Annotated in this window: 18 protein-coding genes; 11 read left to right on the top strand and 7 right to left on the bottom strand. The window is 53.3% G+C overall.

Going from position 1 to position 18,323, the window contains the following annotated elements; all coding sequences use genetic code 11:
* Positions 1 to 10 precede the first annotated feature (10 nt).
* Both OFAG_RS09960 and OFAG_RS09955 read left to right on the top strand, forming a co-directional pair.
* Positions 11 to 466 (top strand): hypothetical protein, encoded by a 456-nt coding sequence (locus OFAG_RS09960; RefSeq protein ID WP_005876269.1) that lies wholly within the window; start codon positions 11 to 13, stop codon positions 464 to 466.
* 11 nt (positions 467 to 477) lie between these two features.
* Positions 478 to 951 carry a GNAT family N-acetyltransferase gene (locus tag OFAG_RS09955; RefSeq protein ID WP_005876271.1) on the top strand — a complete coding sequence of 158 codons (474 nt, stop codon included), beginning with the start codon at positions 478 to 480 and terminating at the stop codon, positions 949 to 951.
* A gap of 69 nt (positions 952 to 1,020) precedes the next feature.
* Here the strand turns inward: OFAG_RS09955 and OFAG_RS09950 are convergent, their stop codons facing one another.
* Positions 1,021 to 2,430 carry a homospermidine synthase gene (locus OFAG_RS09950; RefSeq protein ID WP_005876273.1) on the bottom strand — a complete coding sequence of 470 codons (1,410 nt, stop codon included), beginning with the start codon at positions 2,428 to 2,430 and terminating at the stop codon, positions 1,021 to 1,023.
* A 261-nt stretch (positions 2,431 to 2,691) separates the two neighbouring features.
* Between OFAG_RS09950 and OFAG_RS13015 the strand changes: the two genes are divergently transcribed.
* The 4 genes from OFAG_RS13015 to prmC all read left to right on the top strand — a co-directional run bounded on the left by OFAG_RS13015 (position 2,692) and on the right by prmC (position 5,978).
* Complete coding sequence (locus OFAG_RS13015; RefSeq protein ID WP_231371694.1) at positions 2,692 to 3,366, top strand: response regulator transcription factor; 675 nt, start codon at positions 2,692 to 2,694, stop codon at positions 3,364 to 3,366.
* Positions 3,367 to 3,460: 94 nt separating this feature from the next.
* A complete protein-coding gene (prfA, locus tag OFAG_RS09940) occupies positions 3,461 to 4,543 on the top strand; it encodes a peptide chain release factor 1 (RefSeq protein ID WP_005876276.1) in 1,083 nt (360 codons plus the stop codon).
* A gap of 90 nt (positions 4,544 to 4,633) precedes the next feature.
* Positions 4,634 to 5,095, top strand: a complete 462-nt coding sequence (locus OFAG_RS09935) for a disulfide bond formation protein B (protein WP_020995228.1) — start codon at positions 4,634 to 4,636, stop codon at positions 5,093 to 5,095.
* A gap of 19 nt (positions 5,096 to 5,114) precedes the next feature.
* Positions 5,115 to 5,978: a peptide chain release factor N(5)-glutamine methyltransferase gene (gene prmC, locus OFAG_RS09930; protein ID WP_005876280.1), complete on the top strand. Its 864-nt coding sequence runs from the start codon at positions 5,115 to 5,117 to the stop codon at positions 5,976 to 5,978.
* A gap of 304 nt (positions 5,979 to 6,282) precedes the next feature.
* Here prmC and OFAG_RS09925 read toward each other — a convergent pair whose 3' ends face one another.
* The 6 genes from OFAG_RS09925 to OFAG_RS13010 are packed head-to-tail and all read right to left on the bottom strand — an operon-like array spanning position 6,283 to position 13,355.
* Positions 6,283 to 8,013: an ABC transporter ATP-binding protein/permease gene (locus OFAG_RS09925; protein ID WP_005876282.1), complete on the bottom strand. Its 1,731-nt coding sequence runs from the start codon at positions 8,011 to 8,013 to the stop codon at positions 6,283 to 6,285.
* Complete coding sequence (locus OFAG_RS09920; RefSeq protein WP_005876284.1) at positions 8,006 to 8,908, bottom strand: ChaN family lipoprotein; 903 nt, start codon at positions 8,906 to 8,908, stop codon at positions 8,006 to 8,008. Before OFAG_RS09920 ends, OFAG_RS09925 begins: the two co-directional genes overlap by 8 nt.
* A gap of 10 nt (positions 8,909 to 8,918) precedes the next feature.
* Positions 8,919 to 11,210, bottom strand: a complete 2,292-nt coding sequence (locus OFAG_RS09915) for a TonB-dependent hemoglobin/transferrin/lactoferrin family receptor (RefSeq protein WP_005876285.1) — start codon at positions 11,208 to 11,210, stop codon at positions 8,919 to 8,921.
* A 16-nt stretch (positions 11,211 to 11,226) separates the two neighbouring features.
* Positions 11,227 to 11,661 (bottom strand): ExbD/TolR family protein, encoded by a 435-nt coding sequence (locus OFAG_RS09910; RefSeq protein ID WP_005876287.1) that lies wholly within the window; start codon positions 11,659 to 11,661, stop codon positions 11,227 to 11,229.
* Between the two features lie 2 nt (positions 11,662 to 11,663).
* On the bottom strand, positions 11,664 to 12,419 hold the full coding sequence (locus OFAG_RS09905; RefSeq protein ID WP_005876289.1) for a MotA/TolQ/ExbB proton channel family protein: 756 nt from the start codon (positions 12,417 to 12,419) through the stop codon (positions 11,664 to 11,666).
* Between the two features lie 33 nt (positions 12,420 to 12,452).
* Positions 12,453 to 13,355: an energy transducer TonB gene (locus OFAG_RS13010; protein WP_147617635.1), complete on the bottom strand. Its 903-nt coding sequence runs from the start codon at positions 13,353 to 13,355 to the stop codon at positions 12,453 to 12,455.
* A gap of 214 nt (positions 13,356 to 13,569) precedes the next feature.
* On the opposite strand from OFAG_RS13010, the gene hutX reads away from it, so the two are divergent.
* The 5 genes from hutX (at position 13,570) to OFAG_RS09875 (ending at position 18,283) form a co-directional block, all read left to right on the top strand.
* A complete protein-coding gene (gene hutX, locus OFAG_RS09895) occupies positions 13,570 to 14,097 on the top strand; it encodes a heme utilization cystosolic carrier protein HutX (RefSeq protein WP_040720185.1) in 528 nt (175 codons plus the stop codon).
* Positions 14,094 to 14,756 carry an NAD(P)-dependent oxidoreductase gene (locus tag OFAG_RS09890; protein WP_005876295.1) on the top strand — a complete coding sequence of 221 codons (663 nt, stop codon included), beginning with the start codon at positions 14,094 to 14,096 and terminating at the stop codon, positions 14,754 to 14,756. Before hutX ends, OFAG_RS09890 begins: the two co-directional genes overlap by 4 nt.
* Complete coding sequence (hutW, locus tag OFAG_RS09885) at positions 14,749 to 16,101, top strand: heme anaerobic degradation radical SAM methyltransferase ChuW/HutW (RefSeq protein WP_005876298.1); 1,353 nt, start codon at positions 14,749 to 14,751, stop codon at positions 16,099 to 16,101. The genes OFAG_RS09890 and hutW overlap by 8 nt, the downstream gene beginning before the upstream one ends.
* Positions 16,102 to 16,376: 275 nt before the next feature.
* Positions 16,377 to 17,030, top strand: coding sequence for a phosphoribosylglycinamide formyltransferase (purN, locus tag OFAG_RS09880; RefSeq protein ID WP_005876301.1), 654 nt, complete (start codon positions 16,377 to 16,379; stop codon positions 17,028 to 17,030).
* Positions 17,027 to 18,283, top strand: a complete 1,257-nt coding sequence (locus OFAG_RS09875) for an RsmB/NOP family class I SAM-dependent RNA methyltransferase (RefSeq protein WP_005876304.1) — start codon at positions 17,027 to 17,029, stop codon at positions 18,281 to 18,283. The genes purN and OFAG_RS09875 overlap by 4 nt, the downstream gene beginning before the upstream one ends.
* Positions 18,284 to 18,323: the final 40 nt, after the last annotated feature.

The raw sequence follows: 18,323 nt of genomic DNA, 5'->3' as shown, positions 1-18,323 counted from the left end.
TGGATGAATTATGCGAAGTTACTGTAAAGTCTTTGTTTTGCTGTCGTTGGCCTTGCTGGCGGCCTGTTCCAGACCGCGGCAGATTGCCATCAATGGCGCGCCCTTGCATGATCCTTCGAAGACCGCGATTCTTCAGGAAGGTTCGCTGTTTTTCCGCAGTCTGGACGGAAAACATATCGATCTTGCGGATACGCCCAATCCTTACGACAATGTCGTGTATGTGGTGACGGCCGGAAAGCATGTGATTGGCGCCATGAATATCCAGGGTGGTCATATTGTCATGCCCGAGGATTTGAAATGTTACAAGATCGAGGCGGAGCTTCAGCCCGGTGTCGAGTACATGATTGCGGAAGACAAGGACAACCAGCTTGCCTATGTCAAGCGCAAGGATAACGATCAGAGAATCGCGACGGCCCGGCCATTCCAGACCCAGGCGGCGTATAGCGGCGGTTGCAACTGGAAATAGTCGCGGGAAATATGAGTGTCGTTGTCCAAAGGGCGGACAGGAGCGATTTGCGCGATCTGGTGGTGTTGACGTGCGAGTTTCTGGAAGAAATCGCTTTGTATGCGGGCAAACGGGAATTCGTTCCCGACAGGACGAGGATGGAGGAAAAACTGTCCGGGTTTCTGGATATGCCGGATTATGCCGTTTTTATGGCCCGTTCTCCAAAGGCCCATCCTCTTGGATTTTGTACGGTTTTTCCGATGCCGGTCCAGCTGCGTGAAGAGCCTTATGCCATTCTCGACAAACTCTATGTCCGGCGCGATTACCGGCGCAGGCAGATCGGTCACACGCTTGTCGGGGAAGCCAAACGGTTTGTCCGTTCCAGCAAGTGCCGGCGGCTGCAATTGACGATGTCCGCTTTTTTCGTCCTGGATAACGCGCTGGCTTTTTTCAGGGCGGAAGGTTTTTACGAAACAGGCGGCAGAAAGCACAAGATTGCAGTCTGACGGATGTCCCGGAAATCAAAGCCGTCACTTTTATGCGGAAAGTGACGGCTTTATCGGTTTTCAACCGGTTCAGTTGACGCGGATGTTTTTGAACTGGAAAGGATCGTCCGGGTCGATATCTTCCTCGAAAGGCCAGTTGCGGTTTTCCAGCGGCGTCCATTGGCCGTAGGAACCGATGATTTCTCCCAGATAAGGCTGTGCGACGGCTATCATGGTTTCATGATCGATATCGTCCGGTTCGATAACGCCCAGTTCGGGGTTTCTGATCGCCCAGATGACGCCGGCAAGCACACCGGCAGCGACTTGCAGGGTGGTGGCGTTGTTGTAGGGGGCGCTTTTGCGGGCCTCATCAATGCCCAGATGGGAACCGTACCAGTAAACGCCTTTGGCGTTGCCCATCAGGAGGACACCAAGTTCATCTACTCCTTCCTCGATTTCGTCGCGCATGAGCCGTTTTACCGGCTGTTCCTGCCAGTTTTTGCCGGTCAGTTCATGGACGGAAAGCACGGCGTCGTCACTGGGGTGGTAGGCGTAATGCACGGTCGGCCGGTAAACGACTTCTCCATTTTCTCGAACGGTCAGGTAGTCGGCTATGGATATCGATTCGGAATGGGTGATCAGGAAACCGTGATAAGGGCCTTCCATAGGCGTCCAGCTGCGAACCTGCGTCGCTGCGCCCGGTTGGTTAAGGTAAATGGCCGCCTTGCACCCGAATGAGTGGGTGCCGGCATCGTCTGGCCAGTGCTTTTCGTGGGTGCCCCAGCCGAGTTCGGCAGGCTGGAGTCCTTCGCCGATGAAGCCGTCTATCGACCAGGTGTTGACGAATTCGTTGCGTTTTTTTCGGACGGGAGTCGTCTGGGTATCGCGTTCGGCGACATGGATCGCCCTGATGTTCAACTGCTGTGCCAGAAGCGCCCATTCTTCGCGTGTCGCCGGTTTGACGTTCATGCCGTTGTCTTTGGCGACGTTTAAAAGGGCCTGTTTTAGGAAGCCGGAAACCATGCCCGGATTGGCGCCCTGACAGACTATTGCGGTCGGGCCTCCCGGATGTTTGCGGCCGAATTCGAGTGCCGCTTCGCGCAAGGCGTAGTTGGAGCGGTCGGACGCGGATGACGTAGTATCGGTATAGCCGCCTTCCCAGGGTTCGATGGAGGTGTCGATATAGAGCACGCCCTTTTCACGGCAAAGCTCCATCAGGGCCAGGCTGGACACGAAAACGGAGAGATTGACCATGAAGTCGCCCTTTTCGAGAAGCGGTTCTAAAACGGTACGGTAATTCTCTTCCGTCAGACTGATTTGCTGGTACGGTATGCCGTAGTGGCTGGCGATTTGTTCGTTGTCCGGATCGGCGGCGACGATCCTTATTCGATCCGGTGTAACCGGTAAATGCCGCAAAAATAACGGGAGAACTCCTTTTGCAATACTGCCGAAACCGATGAAAATGATTTTTCCCGTGAAATTTGCGAGTTTGTTTTCCAATTTATGTCCTTGTTTCTGTCATTTCCCGTTTTGTGGTGTCTGACGGGAAAAAGGTGAGTGGGAATGGCTGAAATAAAAATTTCTTTTGCATCATATAACTTTGTGAGAATATGAGTACAAAAGAAGAAGAGATAGATTATTTTATGTCAATTTTAACGCCGATTGACGGGTTTGATAAGTTTGCCGGCAAAAATCGGGTGTCATGTCCGTTTCTTTTTTCCCAAATATGTTATTTTTCCCCTGTTTTTCATGAAAATTTTTGTGGCTGATGCCGATATTCCGTCTGCCTCGAGACTTGAGAGGCCGTTGACTATGGCAGGGTTTGACTGTGAAAAGTTCGCGTCACAGAAAGTTTTTTCCGATTTCCTGTTGCATCATCCCGGTTCGAAGGGGGTGCTGATAACGGGAGCCGGCATTTCCGATGAAGTGAGACCGGTCTGGATCGGCCAGCTTTACGAGTTTGCCGGGCCATTGCCGGTACTTGTTGCGGCTGATGCGGAAAAAAGGGATGCGATCGCGTCGTCAAGACGGATCGGAATGCAGGATTATATCTGTTTGCCCATTCGTCCCCGTGAGCTGGTGACACGGGTCAGTCTGCTTGTCCGGCAGGCTTATCCGGATGACTATGACGCCAGTGTGCTGGTGAACGGCCCCTATGTTTTTTCGCGGTTTCCGAACAGGGCGCTTTTTGCCGGAAAAGAAATCGTCCTGACGGTCAAGGAATTCAATCTCGCGCGGCTTTTTTTTGAACATATCGGGCAGCCTTTGTCGAGATTGACGATCCGGGAAACCATCTGGTCTTCCAGTGAAAACGAATCGGGCAGAACGGTCGATACCCATGTGTCCAGGGTGCGGAACAAACTCGGCCTGACGGAAGGAAACGGTTACGTTTTGCAGCAGGTTTACGGCTATGGCTATTGCCTTGTTCAGGGGTGACGGGCTTGCCATGAGCGGGGATATAAAGAATGTCCCGTTCACGTTATAATGTCTGTTTTACCGATGCACTCTTGAAATCATTTTTTGCATGACCATGAAACCCTCAATGCTGGCGAAACTGGAGCATCTGTCTGATCGGCTTGCGGAAATCGATGAATTGCTGATGCAGCCTGAGGTGGTATCCGATCAGGAAAATTATCGCAAACTGAATCGCGAGCATGCCGAGCTGGCGCCTGTCGTGGCCTTGTACCGGGATTTCAGTCAGGTTCGGCAGGATATCGATACGGCAAGAGAAATGCTGGCCGACCCGGAAATGAAGGAATTCGCCCAGCAGGAAATCGACGGGGCCGAAAAGAAAATAGCCGGGATTGAGGAGGAGTTGCAGCTCATGCTGTTGCCGAAAGATCCCGATGACGGCAAGAATATCTATCTGGAAATCCGGGCCGGAACGGGGGGAGACGAATCGGCGCTTTTTGCCGGCGATCTGCTCCGGATGTATACGCGTTTTGCCGAAAAGAATCGCTGGAAAGCCGAAATTGTATCGGCTTCGATGTCGGAGCTCGGCGGTTACCGGGAAGTCATTGTCCGGCTGGTGGGAAAAGACGTTTATTCCAGATTGAAGTTCGAATCGGGCGGGCACCGGGTGCAACGGGTGCCGGTGACGGAGACGCAGGGAAGAATCCATACGTCTGCCTGTACGGTTGCCGTGATGCCGGAAGCGGACGATGTCAGCGATGTGCATATCAATCCGGCCGATATCCGTGTCGATACGTTCCGGGCTTCGGGTGCGGGTGGCCAGCATATCAACAAAACGGATTCGGCTGTCCGTATTACGCATCTGCCCACCGGCATTGTCGTCGAATGCCAGGATGACCGGAGCCAGCACAAGAACAAGGCGCAGGCCATGCAGGTTCTGGCCGCACGCATCAAGGACAGGCAGATGCAGGAGCAGCAGGCGAAAGAAGCGGCTACCCGCAAAAGCCTGATCGGTTCAGGCGACAGAAGCGAGCGTATCCGGACCTACAATTATCCCCAGGGACGCGTGACGGACCATCGTATCAATCTGACGCTGTACAAGCTTGAATTCATCATGGACGGCGATATGGATGAGCTGGTCAGTGCGCTGGTTGCGGAACACCGGGCCGGGTTGCTGGCGGAACTGGGAGAAAGTGTCTGAATTTGTCCGGAATCAAGCGAATGAAACATTTTTTCCGGAAAAACGGATGAGGCCGTTGCCTGATGTGTCGCCGGGTTGTATAAGTCTCTTATGAAATCCCGTCATTTCCTGATTGCCGTTTTGCTGCTTTGTACCGGCTTTATCCTCTTTGCCCTTTATCTCCAGCTTGTCTGGAAGGTCTTGCCATGCCCGCTGTGCGTCTTGCAGCGCTATGCGTTTATAGCTGTCGGGATGTGCTGTGCGTTGGGACTGTTCACGAAAAAAATACGCGCTTTCGCTTTCGGGGCGTTTCTGTGTTCTCTGGCAGGAATCGGACTGGTCATCTGGCAGTTGTGGATTATCGCGCATCCTGCCATCCAGTGTGGCCGGGATCCTCTGGAAGCGGCGATCAACAGCCTGTGGCCGGCGAGATGGATGCCGCTTCTTTTTCACTCCGACAGTCTTTGCGGAGACATTCTCGACCCGATTTTCGGCCTGACGCCTCCCCAGTGGTCGCTGGTCTGGTTTTTCATCTTTGCTGTGGTTTTTTTCAGAATGATGCGTCGTGGATAAACGGAACAGGAAATGCGCCTTGTCTGAAAACGGGGGAGATGGGACGCCGGTTGTCCGGGCAGGCATGACAATCCGCTCGCTTTTTTCTCTTGTCCCGCTGGAGCCGCCGGAATTGCGGATTCTTCTGGAACATGCGCTCGGTTTTTCGCGGGTCAAGCTGATTACGCATTCCGACCATGTGTTGACGGATGCGGAAGCGAATGCTGTATCGGATGTGCTTGCAAGGCGCTTGCGTGGCGAACCGGTCGCTTATATTACCGGTATTCGTGAGTTCTATGGTTTGCCGTTTGCCGTTACGCCGGATGTGCTGATTCCCCGCCCTGAAACGGAGTTGCTGGTCGATCTGGCGCTGGCGCGTTTGCCGGAAGGCGGCAGGGTAGTGGACTTGGGAACGGGATCGGGGGCAATTGCCGTTGCGATTGCCGCCATGCGGCCTGATGCACAAGTGTGGGCGACGGATATTTCCGGAAAGGCTCTGGATATCGCGCGGAAAAATGCGGCTTCGTGTCTGAAAAACGGCCAGTCTGTCCGGTTCCGGCAGGGCAACTGGTATGAGGCACTGGAGCCCGGCAGCCGTTTCGATCTGATTGTTTCCAATCCGCCTTACATTCATTCCGCTGATGAACATTTGCGAAAAGGGGATTTGCGGTTTGAACCGCTATCGGCACTGACTGACTACACAGATGGCCTGTCGGCAATGGATATTCTGATTGATCAGGCGCCTGCCTATCTCAAAAAAGGGGGGGAACTGCTGATGGAACATGGTTACAATCAATCCGGCGCTGTCAGAAAAAAACTGGTGGATAAAAAGTATTTGCAGGTTCAGAGCTGGAAAGATCTCGCCGGAATTGAACGGGTCAGCGGGGGACGGCTGCCGGATTGAATGTGCCGGCTTCCGGTTGGTATTTTGGGGAACACTGATAGTCTTTTATGGAATGAAAAAACAGAGTAACCCGGTTATTTCCGCGAGATTTTTTGTTTCGTCACAGTTGCCGTACCGGTTCTTTTGCAGGAATGCCTGTGTTGACTGGAACGATATGGCATCATGTTTTGGAAACAGCAGTCGGGAAAAAGCAGGCCAAGGCTGACCGGATGCCGGAATGAATTGAAAAGCTCTGTTTGCATAAAGTGTTACATAAATAATGAAATCCGGTTTGAAAATCCGGTTTTTGCCGGCGATTCATTTTTCAGGCTGCGACAACAGCCAGCTCATCCTGCCTCGGGTGACAAGGTTTGTCCCAGAGGTCGATACGGCGGTATTCGCCAAGCCCTTTCGGTTCGCGATGGGCAATAACGATGAAACCCGTATCCGGAAGGGACGTCCGCAGCAGGCGATAGAGTTGTTCTTCCGCCTGTGCGTCCAGCGAACTGGTTGCCTCGTCCAGAAAGACCCATTCGGGTCGTGTTGCCAGAATTCGGGCGATCATGAGCCGTTGCTGTTCGCCGCCGGATAACCGGTAATCGCTGCCTAATTCTCCGGCCTGTTCGAGCTGGGCGTCATGGCGGGGGCAGGTCAGCCCGACGTTTTTCAGCAACTGGCGGATGCGTTCCGGATTGTCGGGCTTGTCTGGATAGGCGACGCATTCGGCCAGACTGCCGAGTGGCAAATAGGCTTTCTGGGGCAAAAAGAGCGTTTTTCCGGAAGGTAATGCCACTTGTCCGTCACAGTGCGGCCAGATTCCCGAGAGTGCTTTCAGCAGTGTCGACTTGCCAATGCCGGATGGCCCGTCAATCCAGATGGCATCACCGGGTTTGACGATCAGTTCGGGAATATGAAGCAGGTTCTGTCCGGAAGGATTGCGGACGGTCAGGTCGCGGATGTGGAATTTGTTGTCTGGCGAAGTAAATTCCACGAGAGGCCTGGGCTGTTTGCCGATGGTTTCCGCCTGATTCATGAAGGAGGCCAGACGGTTGGCGGTGGCGGACAGTTCGGCCAGCTCCTTGTAGGAAAAAATGAACCACGACAGGGTGGTTACCAGACGGGTGAACGCTGAACCGAGCTGCATCAATCCTCCCAGTGCAACGTAACCCATCAGGTAAGCGGGAAATGCCAGAAACAGCGGAATGCGCAGAACGGTCATGTAATACGGTCGGGTGAATATGCCGAGGATGAATTCACGGTTGATACGGTGACGCCAGTTTGCGAGGATACGTTTGTAGCGCCTGTCGATAATTTCACGTTCCGCTTTTTCGCCGTTTTCCAGCGCGACCGCTTCCTTGGATTCACGCAGGCGGGCCAGTGCGAAACGCATATCGGCTTCCCGGTGTTGCTGGATGACATTCAGCTTCATGAGCGGTGCTCCCATCCAGTGGGTCAGCCCGCTGGAAATCAGAACGTATATGGGCGCTGCCCAGACCAGGTAGTGCTCGATAACGATTTCCGTTCCGAATAGGGTGAAAGCGATTGGGAAGGCCGACAGTTTCCACAACAGGGCAGAATAGGTCGTCAGGCCGACAAGGCCGGTGAAGAGGTCAAGACCTTTTCCAGTCAGCCGGTCAACGAAGATCCGGCAATCTTCCGATATTCTCTGGTCGGGATTGTCAAGTGGTGAGTTTTCGTCCGTATTCAGGTGCCAGTAGGCTTTGTTGGAGAACCAGCGATCCAGTGAAGCCCCGGTCAGTGTGGTTCTCCAGCGGATCTGGACGAGTTGCCGGATATAGGAGGCAATCAGAAATTGCGAGGCGCTGGCCAGTGTGATAAGACCGAAAATCCCGATTTGCCATAAGGCGGCCCGTGCGTCGTATTTTTCCAGTGCGCTGTAGAAGTCCCTGTTCCAGGTGATCATCTTGAGAGCAAGCTGGATTTCAACCAGATTCAGGGCCAGTACAATGAAGCAGTAAAGGATACCGGTTTTGCCTCCCGGCCCCCTGATGCAGAGGGAGGCCAGGGCAGCAATGCGTTTTAATGTGTTATTCATTTTGTGCTTTTTTGCTTTCACGGTTTTCAGGCATGGCGATCCTTGTTGCGCGGGGTTCCGGCATGTCGATCCGGAAAATGGCATCAGCCATTTTCCGGTCGGGTTCCGGCTGCCATTCCGGTTTGTCCGAAGTCAGCAATACGGCTGTGTCGGTGATGCCGAGATCGGCCAGTTGATAAGGTGTCCCGTGACCGTATTCAAGATGGCCGCGACCGATAATGCCGATGACGATCGGTTTGGGCGCGATCGATGGTATTTCATGGAGAGCATGAACCATATTGCAGGCAAATGCCCTGTCCCAGGTTTGCATGGCGCGCATGAAACGTTCGCGGTCGGAAGCCGGTGTACTGTCCGGTTTCCGATGATTGCCGTAACTGGCCAGATGGGCATAGTATGCCCGGGTGGCTGGGGCGGCAGGGGTCAGGCCATCCCGTTCGGCTTCGGGAATGGCATTCCATCCCCGTTTTCCGACACGGGAAACCAGTTCACGGTAACAATTCAGGGCCAGCATCCTGATTTTCTGCTGGCGACAGAAGTGGAAGAGTGGCAGGTAAATTTCGGACGGGAATCCCCACACATCGAGCCATTCGGATTTCTTGAGAAATGTTTCCGTATCGAGCCGGCCATCTACCCATTCGTCGAGAACGGGTTGAAGGCGGCGCGGAAACATTTCAAAACCCATCATCATGTTCGGACGCAACGCATAAAGCGTTGCCGCCACATGCAATTGCCAGCGATGGATTTCGGCGATATCGTGTGTTTCTCCCAGCATGACGACGGACTTGGTCGCCATTTCCTGCATCAGTGGTTTGAAGGGCAGGATTTTTCCGGATACGGGATCGATCCAGGTCGCGCGCGGGTGTGCAACGGATGGCGGTTTGATGGTTTCAGTCATGTTGCCTCCATCAGAAGCTTGCCGAAAGACTGACGGCGAATGTGCGGCCAGGACCGGTATGGAGTTCCAGCGGATTGGTATAGATGGTGGCCGGATTGGACGGATAGTCTTCCAGGGTGGCGGCGGAGCTGTCGAAGTAACGGCGGTTCAGGATGTTCAGTACCGATGCGGTCAGACGGAAAGTCTTGTCGATTTGCCAGTTGACATAGCCATCGAACAGGGCATATCCACCCGGTTTGTAGTAATCGTTGTCACTGACCCGGTCAATTCCGTGAGTGAAGGTTCCGAACAGCTGGGTGGTGACACCGTATTTCGGCATCTCATAGGTTACGCCCAGTACCGCCGACAGGGGGGAAGCCCCATCGAAAGGGACATATTCATGGCCGTTGTCGCTGGTCTGTTTGCCATACTGGTAAACGGCGCTACCGTTCAAAGTCCAGTTTCTGGCGACCTGCCATTCGGCAGAAGCCTCGATACCGTACAGTTTGACCTTGTCGACGTTTTTGTAAGTATATTTAAGTTCGTTGGCTATCTGCTGACGGCTGAGAATGAAATTGGTGTAATCACTGTAGAATGCACCGATCGAGAACCAGCCTTTATGAAATTGCCCCCTGAATCCAATATCGAACGATTTGACTTCTTCCGGTTTCAGATCGGGATTGGGGACGAGCTGCATGATGCCCATGTCGTAGGAGGTGTAAAGCTGCTCGGCTGTCGGCATCTTGAAGCCTTCCGCGTAACGGGCATAAACGGAGTACTGGTCGTTCAGTTTGAAGAGCGTGCCCAACTGGGGCAGCCATTTTGTTTCACTGATCTTGCGGGGTTCGCTGTCCCTGATGATGTCGTAATACTGGTTGGGTGTCGGATCGAGGGAATAATGCGCGCGGCGGATGCCCGGAATGAGTTTTAAACGGTCGTTGAACAACTTGATTTCGTCCTGAAGGTACAGGTCGGCGCGAATCGTTTCGGCATCGGCGAAATTGCTGCCGCCGCCGATAGTCGTTTGGGTTGTCCCCAATGTCAGGTTGTCGGTCACGCTCTTGTTGTAGTAATCGGTATCGGTTTTGTCGCCCTGGAAACCGTAAGTCAGTTTGTGTTTCGTGGCACCGAGATCGAAACTGGAAGTGAACTGGATATCGGCCTGATAAAAGTTCTGGCTGTAGTCCGTCTTCCCTGAAGCATAGAAATTCCAGTTTGTCTTCCAGTTCCGGTACCAGCGGCGATCGGAAAGGGAACGTTTCTGGGGAGAATAGGAAAGACGCCAGATCACATTGTCAAGTGCTGCCGTATTGACGTCCCAGTCGTGTTCCAGTGCAATGCGAAACCGTGTTTGTCTCTGGTTTCTGAAACGGTCTCCGTTATCGGTACTGGACGTTCCCATGGCGCTGGGAAGAATCCCTCTGTCGTATAACTGCTTGATGCTGGTGTCCGATTCGAAGAATTCGCCGGTCAGTTTGAACTGATGGTCGGCATTCGGCCGTAAAACCAGTTTGGTCAGGGCGTTGTTGACTTCGGCATCTGTCGGATTGAAACGGTCGCAACCGAGGCCATTGCGACTGCATCCCCATTGTCCCCCGTCGGAACGGGCATTTCTCAGCCGGGTTTCGTGATAGGTACGGTGCGTATAGCCGAACATGACCTGGGCAGCCGGGTTGATCTGTGCGGCGACCATGGCATTCTGGCTGTGGGCATAATTGCTGCCGTCGAATCCGTAACTGGCCGTCCCGCCGACCTGATTGCCTTTAAGCAGATCGTCCGGATCGAGTGTCTGGTAAGACACCATGCCGCCCAGTGCATCGGCACCCCACAGAACCGAGGCCGGTCCTCTCTGGATTTCGACGGCTTTCAGGGTCGACATGTCGACAAAGTCCCGGTTGCCGGCATCGTTGGCTTCGATCACGCGGGCACCGTCGACAACGATCTGGATCCGGTTTCCGCCTACGCCACGGATGGTAAATCCACCGAGACCGCCGAAAGGCGTGGTTCCCGACGCCTGGCGGTTGACGGAGACACCCGGCTGGTACCGGACCAGTTCATAAATGTTGTTGACGTTATGATCTTCTATCTCTTCCCGGGTGATGACACTGACCACAGCCGGTGTATCCAGCGCTTTTTCTTCCTGTCGGGTCGCCGTTACCGTAATGGCTCCCATTTCATAAGGCGATTTTCCCCAGTTTTTCCGTTCAGTTGCAACGGCAGGGGTGGTTTCAGACGGCTTTTCACCCTGTTGCGCATGTGCCAGGGGCGCAAGGCAGAGTGTGGCAGAGGCGAGGCCTATGCCAAGTTTGTAAAATTTCTTCATTGGGTTCTGCTCTTTGTTAAGGGGAAATGGTTTGTTTTTCTTGTGGTCTGGTGATAAAACCGATAGTTGTCAGGCCAGCGCGACTGGCATCCGCCAGGGTTTGTGCGACGTATTGATAGTCGGCATGTCTGTCTGCATAGATATGAACTTCCGGCATGGGGTTTTTTCTGGCTGCTTCCGTGAAAAGTGCCTGTGCCGTGTTACGGTCGACAGCGTTCCCGTTGTACAGGAGTTCACCGCCCGACTGGATGGCCAGATCGATTTTTGCCGGTGCGGTTTCGACGCTTTTCGAACTGGCTTGTGGCAGTTCGATACGGACGGAATGCGACAGAAGCGGCGCCGTGACGATGAAGATGACCAGCAGCACGAGCATGACATCGATCAACGGTACCATGTTCATTTCAGCCATCGGTGTCCGGCCCTGTTTGTTTTTAAATCCTCCGAATGCCATGGTCAGCCCCGTTTGATGTGGTGGACAACCGGTGTCATGGCTGCTTTTTCATGAGGTTCGGTATTGATGGAATAGGGTTTGCCGGTTGTCAGGAAGGTAAGCAGTTCGTTGGCGAACGTATCGAGTTTGGACATCATGACATTGTTGCTGCGTACCAGCCAGTTGTATCCGATAACGGCCGGGATGGCGACAGCCAGTCCGATACCGGTCATGATGAGCGCTTCTCCGACAGGGCCGGCGACCATGTCGAGCGTACCGGCTCCGCTTGCACTGATATTGATCAGGGCGTTGTAGATGCCCCAGACCGTTCCGAACAAACCGATAAAAGGCGCGGTCGATCCGATAGTCGCCAGGACGGTCAAGCCGTTTTCGAGACGGGCCGCGTCTTCATCCATGACCATGCGCATTGTCCGGGTGACGAATTCCTGCATGGTACCCGCTTCGGACAATTTGGCGGCACCGTAGTGGACATGGTGTTCTTTGGCATGTTGCGCATGGGCGGTCAAATGCGAGAAGGGACATTTGATGCCGTGTGTCTGGATTTCATGCCGGACGGTATCAAGGGATGTGGCGTTCCAGAAAAACTGGAGAAATTCCTTGCTGTGGCGTTTGCGGCGCCATCCGGCGATTCCTTTGACGATAATGAGTGTCCAGGATACGACGGACATGCCGATCAGTATGGCAAGAATCGTTTTTCCGAGAAAATCGCTTTGGGCGATGAAATGACTGAATCCGATGTTACTGGCGGTAGGTTCCATTTTTTTGCTGCTTTCTGCTGGTGCAATAGGGGGTTATTTCCCGTTCAGGTTGAATCGGTAAGGGATGATAGCCATGGCGAAAAGCGGGCAACCATGTTCCGTATAGGGATCAAACGTACTGCGCCGTGCCGCTTTCAGAGCCGCCTCATCAAGACGGCTGAATCCGGAGGAAAGGACAACCCGGGCATCATGGACACGGCCTGTCGTGTCGACAATGACACGGACATTGACCTGGCCCGATTCATGTTTCTGGATGGAACGGGCCGGATAGTCGGGTTTGACAGCCCGTTTGTACTTGAGCCGGGAAAGGGATACCGAACGGGGAATTCCGTTTCCGGTACCACTGGATCCGATGCCGCTACCGGTTCCTTCCCCTTCACTTTGTCCCCTACCTGTCCCTTTTCCTTCACCATAACCGCTTCCCTTACCATTTTTCGTACCATTACCTGTGGCGGCGCTGCCGACAGTGTTTGATTCCTGACTGGAATGCCATTGGCCGGGCAGAAAAAAATGAGGATCCGGGATCGTTTTTGATTCAGCGGCAGCAGGGATGTGTTCGACAGGAGACATCCTGGTGGTTTTGATTTCTGGTGATGTTTTTTGTGTAGCGGCTGTTGTCGCAATGAGTTCCGGTTGTTTTTTCTTTTTCACCGACGCAGGTTTTTCGGCTGAACGGACCACTTGCCGTTCAGCCAAAGTTCCTGACAGCGAAGGACTGCCTTGCAAAACCGAAACGAAAAGTGCCTTGTTTCCTCTGCTACTGCCGTTGCCACCGCCAGCGTTTCCGTCCAGCTCGACTAAAGGAATGCTTCTCAGTGCGGCGACGATAAGGATACCGTGCATGAACAGAACGGCGGTTGCCAATCCCCGAACAAGCGGTTGCGGTAAACGGTCGATATGCCGGAGCGGGAAATGGTTGGGGGCGTGTGCGGCCATGATTCGATAAATTTGAAGAATTTGTTCGGTTGATAAAATTTTTGGATTGTTTTTCAGCATATTTTCAGAAAACCATGAAAATGGTAATCATTCTCATTTAAAGTTGTCAACATAAATAAGAATGATTATCATTTTATTTTATGGGGGCGAGTTTTGTGCCTCACCCAGTTTTCAACTAACCCCACAAGGTTTTCCGAAAGAAAAGAAATACACCATGACAAATACAACACAACCCATGAACAAGACCGCCATTCGTGAAATGCTCCAGAAAAATCCCGGTGCCGTGCTGGAAGGGATTGCCGCCAGCGCCAATCTGGGAATGGCTGAAGTGATCGAGCTGCTTCCTGAATCCATGTGGCAAAAGATGGACGGCAATCATTTCGTGGATGTCATGCGGTCGCTTCCTGCGTTGGGTAAAGTGACTCTGGTTATGAACACGCCTGATGTGATCATGGAATTTTCCGGTGAGTTGCCCCATGGAAAGCTCAGCCACGGTTTTTACAATTTCGCCTACAACAGTCCGTTGCACGGCCATTTGCGGGCCAGCCATTGCAAATCGATTTATCTGGTGGAAAGACCTTTTATGAGAAGGCAGACAGTCAGTCTGCAATTCATCAATGAATCGGGAAATGCCATGTTCAAGATTTTTGCCGGACGTGATGAAAAAGGAGAGCTTGTTCCGGAACAGATTGCTGCCATGCGTTCCTGGTTTTCCGATGCCAGAACCGGAGCGGTCGCATGAAGGGGGTTGATTTGCTGCTTTTCGGGGCAACCCGCAATACCGGTCTTGCTATTGCGCGTCTGGCGGTTGGGAAAGGAGAGGCGGTTGCCGCTATGGCAAGAAAAGAGAGTGATGTGTCCAATCTCGAAATGCTGGGGGTGACGGTTGTTCGGGGAGATGCCTTCGAGGTGCATGATTGCTGGCAGACACTGAATGAAACCAGGCCCCGCAGGGTGGTCAGTCTGATGGGAGGCAAGAATGCATGGGGCCGTCGTGTCTGTGATGAGGGCAATATCAATGTCGTTCGCGCACTTGAAGGGGGTGAACCGGTAGAACGGTTTTTGCTGGTGACATCGATGGGATGCGGTGAACAGTATGAAGCGTTAAACGATAATGTCAAAAAGTTTCTCGGGGAGGCTCTGCAAGCCAAGACCGAAGCGGAAAATTATCTGAAAAAGAGCGGATTGCCATGGACGATTGTCCGGCCGGGCGGTTTGAATGACGATCCTGCATCAGGCAATTTCTGCCTGCTCGACAGGCCTGACAGGAGCCGGAAAGGCTATGTTTCCCGGGGCGATGTGGCGGCCGCTGTCTTGCAGGTACTGGACGATCCGGTTTGGCTGCATCGTGCGGTGACGGTTCAATGCGATAAAGAAGTAAAGGAGATTGCTCATGCCTGAAATTTCCGATTTTTATGCTCAGGTCTCGTCTGATCCTCTGACGATGGCTTTTGTAAAAGAAAAGAAAACGATGCCTTCACTTGCCCGCATGCGGCCACAGTCTCCCGAGTGGGATGGCGGATCTTTTGCCGAATTCGGCCCGCAAGCATTTATGGCAAGGCCCGAGCGTCCGCTTGCCCTGTATGTTCATGTGCCGTTCTGTCATCATCATTGTACTTTTTGCCCCTTTTATATCAATCAGACCAAGAAGAATTTCAGCAAGGAATATTCTTCGCTGCTTCTGAAAGAAATCGTCGATACGGCTTATGTTCTGAGAGAAGTGGTCGACAAACGGCCGGTGAATGCCATTTATTTCGGTGGCGGGACGCCGAGTGATCTGGATCAGGATGATATGGCGGCGGTCATCCGTGCCTTGCATGACTGTTTCAGGATATCTCCCGACGCGGAAGTGACGGTGGAGGGCCGAACGACCGGGTTTACCGCGGGCAAAGGCAAGGCGTGGGTCGAGGCAGGAGCAAACCGTTTTTCTCTGGGGGTTCAGTCAGCCAATACGGTATTGCGGAAAAAACTCGGGCGGATATCTTCCCGGGAAGAAGTCGGTGAAGCGCTGAATGGCCTGTGCGAAAGCGGTGCTTCAGTCGTTATCGATTTAATGTACGGGTTGCCGGGGCAGGATATTCCGATGCTTCTGGACGATATCCGGTATATCAGCGAGGAAACGGGTATTGCCGGCCTTGATCTGTATGAGCTCAGGTGTTTTCCGGATAGTCCGCTCGACAAGGCGATCAGCCGCGGAAAAATGCCGGCGATGCCGGAATTCAATGAAAAAGCCAGGATGTTCGGTGCAGCGTATGAACGTCTGTACGATTACGGATTCGAGCACTTTTCGCCGAAACACTGGCGTCGCAATGCCCGTGAAAGATCTTTGTATAACCGTCTTGCCGGACGGCAGACCGATATGATTCCTTTCGGTTCAGCCGCTGGAGGTCGGTTGGGAACGATCGGGCTTGGTACGGCAAGAGATATCGGAACTTATGCGGAAATGGTCAGCCGTGGCGAAAAACCGCTGTCCAGAATCACACCTTCCCCGCTTGCCGCCGATCGTGGCGGATTTGCCCATGAACTGGATGTCGCCATGGAAAGGTTGCAGTTGCCGGCTATGGACAAATGGCCAGTGTCGCATCGCGATTCGGGCAGGAGACTTCTTGCACAATGGAAAGAGGCCGGACTGCTTGTCGATAGTGGCGCAGGGAATGGCATGTCACTGACTGGTGCCGGTTTTTTCTGGGTCGATCGATTGAAAAAACTGTTGACGGATTTCGTCGCTGCTCCGGTTGCAGGATAACTCCGTTTTTTCGTTGACAGGAAAGAGAGGATGTTTCCCGGATGACCGGTCGTCTGTTTGTGAAAAGGTGACGTATCCGCTTCCCCTTTTTTGACGGACAGCTCTGTATGGATTCAGGCCGTTTCCCTGTCGGGCGGGTTTGCCGGGTGGCGGATGAAAGCAGCCATATCGTCCGGAAAAGGATGAACGTGGGGGAAATGCTTCACCATTCAGGAATACAGAATAATTCTTTTGCCGACATGGAATAAAGATGGCAGGACGGGTACAATTTGCGCATGAAAAATATTGTTATCCTTATTTCCGGACGGGGCAGCAACATGGAAGCTATTGTCCGTGCGTTCAATCTTGAAAAGTGGTCTGCCAGATTGTGTGCCGTGATCAGCAATCGCGCCGATGCCGCCGGGCTGGCTTTTGCGGAAAAAGAGGGCATTCCGACCCGGGTGGTGTCCCATAAGGATTATTCGGATCGGAAATCCTACGATGCCGCATTGCAGGCGGTTATCGATAAATACCGTCCCGATCTGGTGATACTGGCCGGGTTCATGCGGATTCTGACGACCGGTTTTGTCGAGCATTACACAGGACGCCTGATTAATATCCATCCTTCCCTGTTGCCTGTTTTCAGAGGATTGCATACCCATCGGCAGGCGCTTGATGCCGGTGTCCGTGTGCATGGCGCAACGGTTCATTTCGTGACGCCGGAGCTGGATGGCGGTCCGGTTATCGCGCAGGCTGTCGTTCCGGTTTTGCCGGAAGACAGCGAGGATTCGCTTGCCGACCGTGTGCTGGAACAGGAACACCGCTTGTATCCCCGTGTGGTTCGCTGGATTGTCGAGGAAAAAGTAAAGCTCACTCCGGAAGGCAGGGTCAGGTTGGCGGATGAAGTCGCCGGGTCATTGGATTTTGTACTGACTGGAGGAGGATTGTGAGACTGTCGCCATTCGTGATGACGCATACTGAACAGGTATTGAGGGAAGTTCTCCAGTTTGCCGCGCCTGCCGATGGCGTTATTTCACGTTATTTCCGGGAACATGCCAAGCTGGGTATGCGCGAAAGAGGGGCGATTGCGGAAACAGTTTATACGATTTTGCGCAACCGGCTGGTTTATAACCATCTTTCCGAATCCGGAACGGGATCGCAAATGCGCCGTCTGGTGTTGCTGGGGCTGGCCGATATTTACGGGATCGATGCATTGGGTGGCATTACTGAAGAAGAAAAGGTATGGCTTGACCATGTCATGAAAATCGACCGTAGCCGGTTGCCGAAAAAGATGCAGGCCAATTTGCCGGACTGGCTTTACGACAGGCTGGTAAGACAGTACGGGGAAGACGAAACGTTCCGGCTGGCTAAAGTCCTGAATACGCCTGCCCCGCTCGATTTGCGGGTCAATACCCTTAAAACCAAACGCGAGGAAGCGTTGAAAGTCCTGAAGGAAGTGCCGGTTGACTGCGAGGCGACGCCTTACGCTTCGTCAGGCATTCGCCTCCGGAAAAAGATCGCCTTGCAAAACATGCCTTTGTTCAAAGAGGGCGGAGTCGAGGTTCAGGACGAGGGCAGCCAGTTGCTGGCCCAGATCGTCGGCGCGAAGCGCGGTGAAATGGTTGTCGATTTTTGTGCCGGGGCAGGGGGCAAAACGCTGGCGCTGGGAACGGCGATGCGCAATACGGGACGTTTGTATGCTTTCGATGTTTCCGACAAACGTCTGGCCAAAATGAAACCGCGGCTTGCCCGCAGTGGATTGTCGAATGTGCATCCCATCCAGATCGCCCATGAACGGGATGTACGAATCAAGCGGCTGGCTGGCAAGAGTGACCGGGTGCTGGTGGATTCCCCGTGTAGCGGTCTGGGGACCTTGCGGCGCAATCCTGATCTGAAATGGCGCCAGACTCCGGAAACCATTGTCGAAATGGCCGAAAAACAGCAGGCGATTCTGGAATCGGCGGCCCGGCTGGTCAAACCGGGCGGCAGGCTGGTTTATGCGACCTGCAGTCTGCTGGAAGACGAAAATGAGAAAATCGTGTCAGGTTTTCTGGCAAAGGACGAGCGTTTCGTACTGGTGCCGATGCAAAAAGTCCTGAAAGAAGGAAAGGTCGATCTGGAAACGGGCGATTTTTTGAAACTGTTGCCGCACCGGCATCAGACCGACGGTTTTTTTGCAGCGGTTTTCGAGCGCGTCAAATAAGCGCTTGCTAACGTATCCGTCCGAACGGCATTTTCCTGAA

This window comes from Oxalobacter paraformigenes (genome assembly GCF_000158475.2).
Classification (GTDB): Bacteria; Pseudomonadota; Gammaproteobacteria; order Burkholderiales; family Burkholderiaceae_D; genus Oxalobacter; species Oxalobacter paraformigenes.
This window is presented reverse-complemented; position numbering and strand designations above follow the sequence as displayed.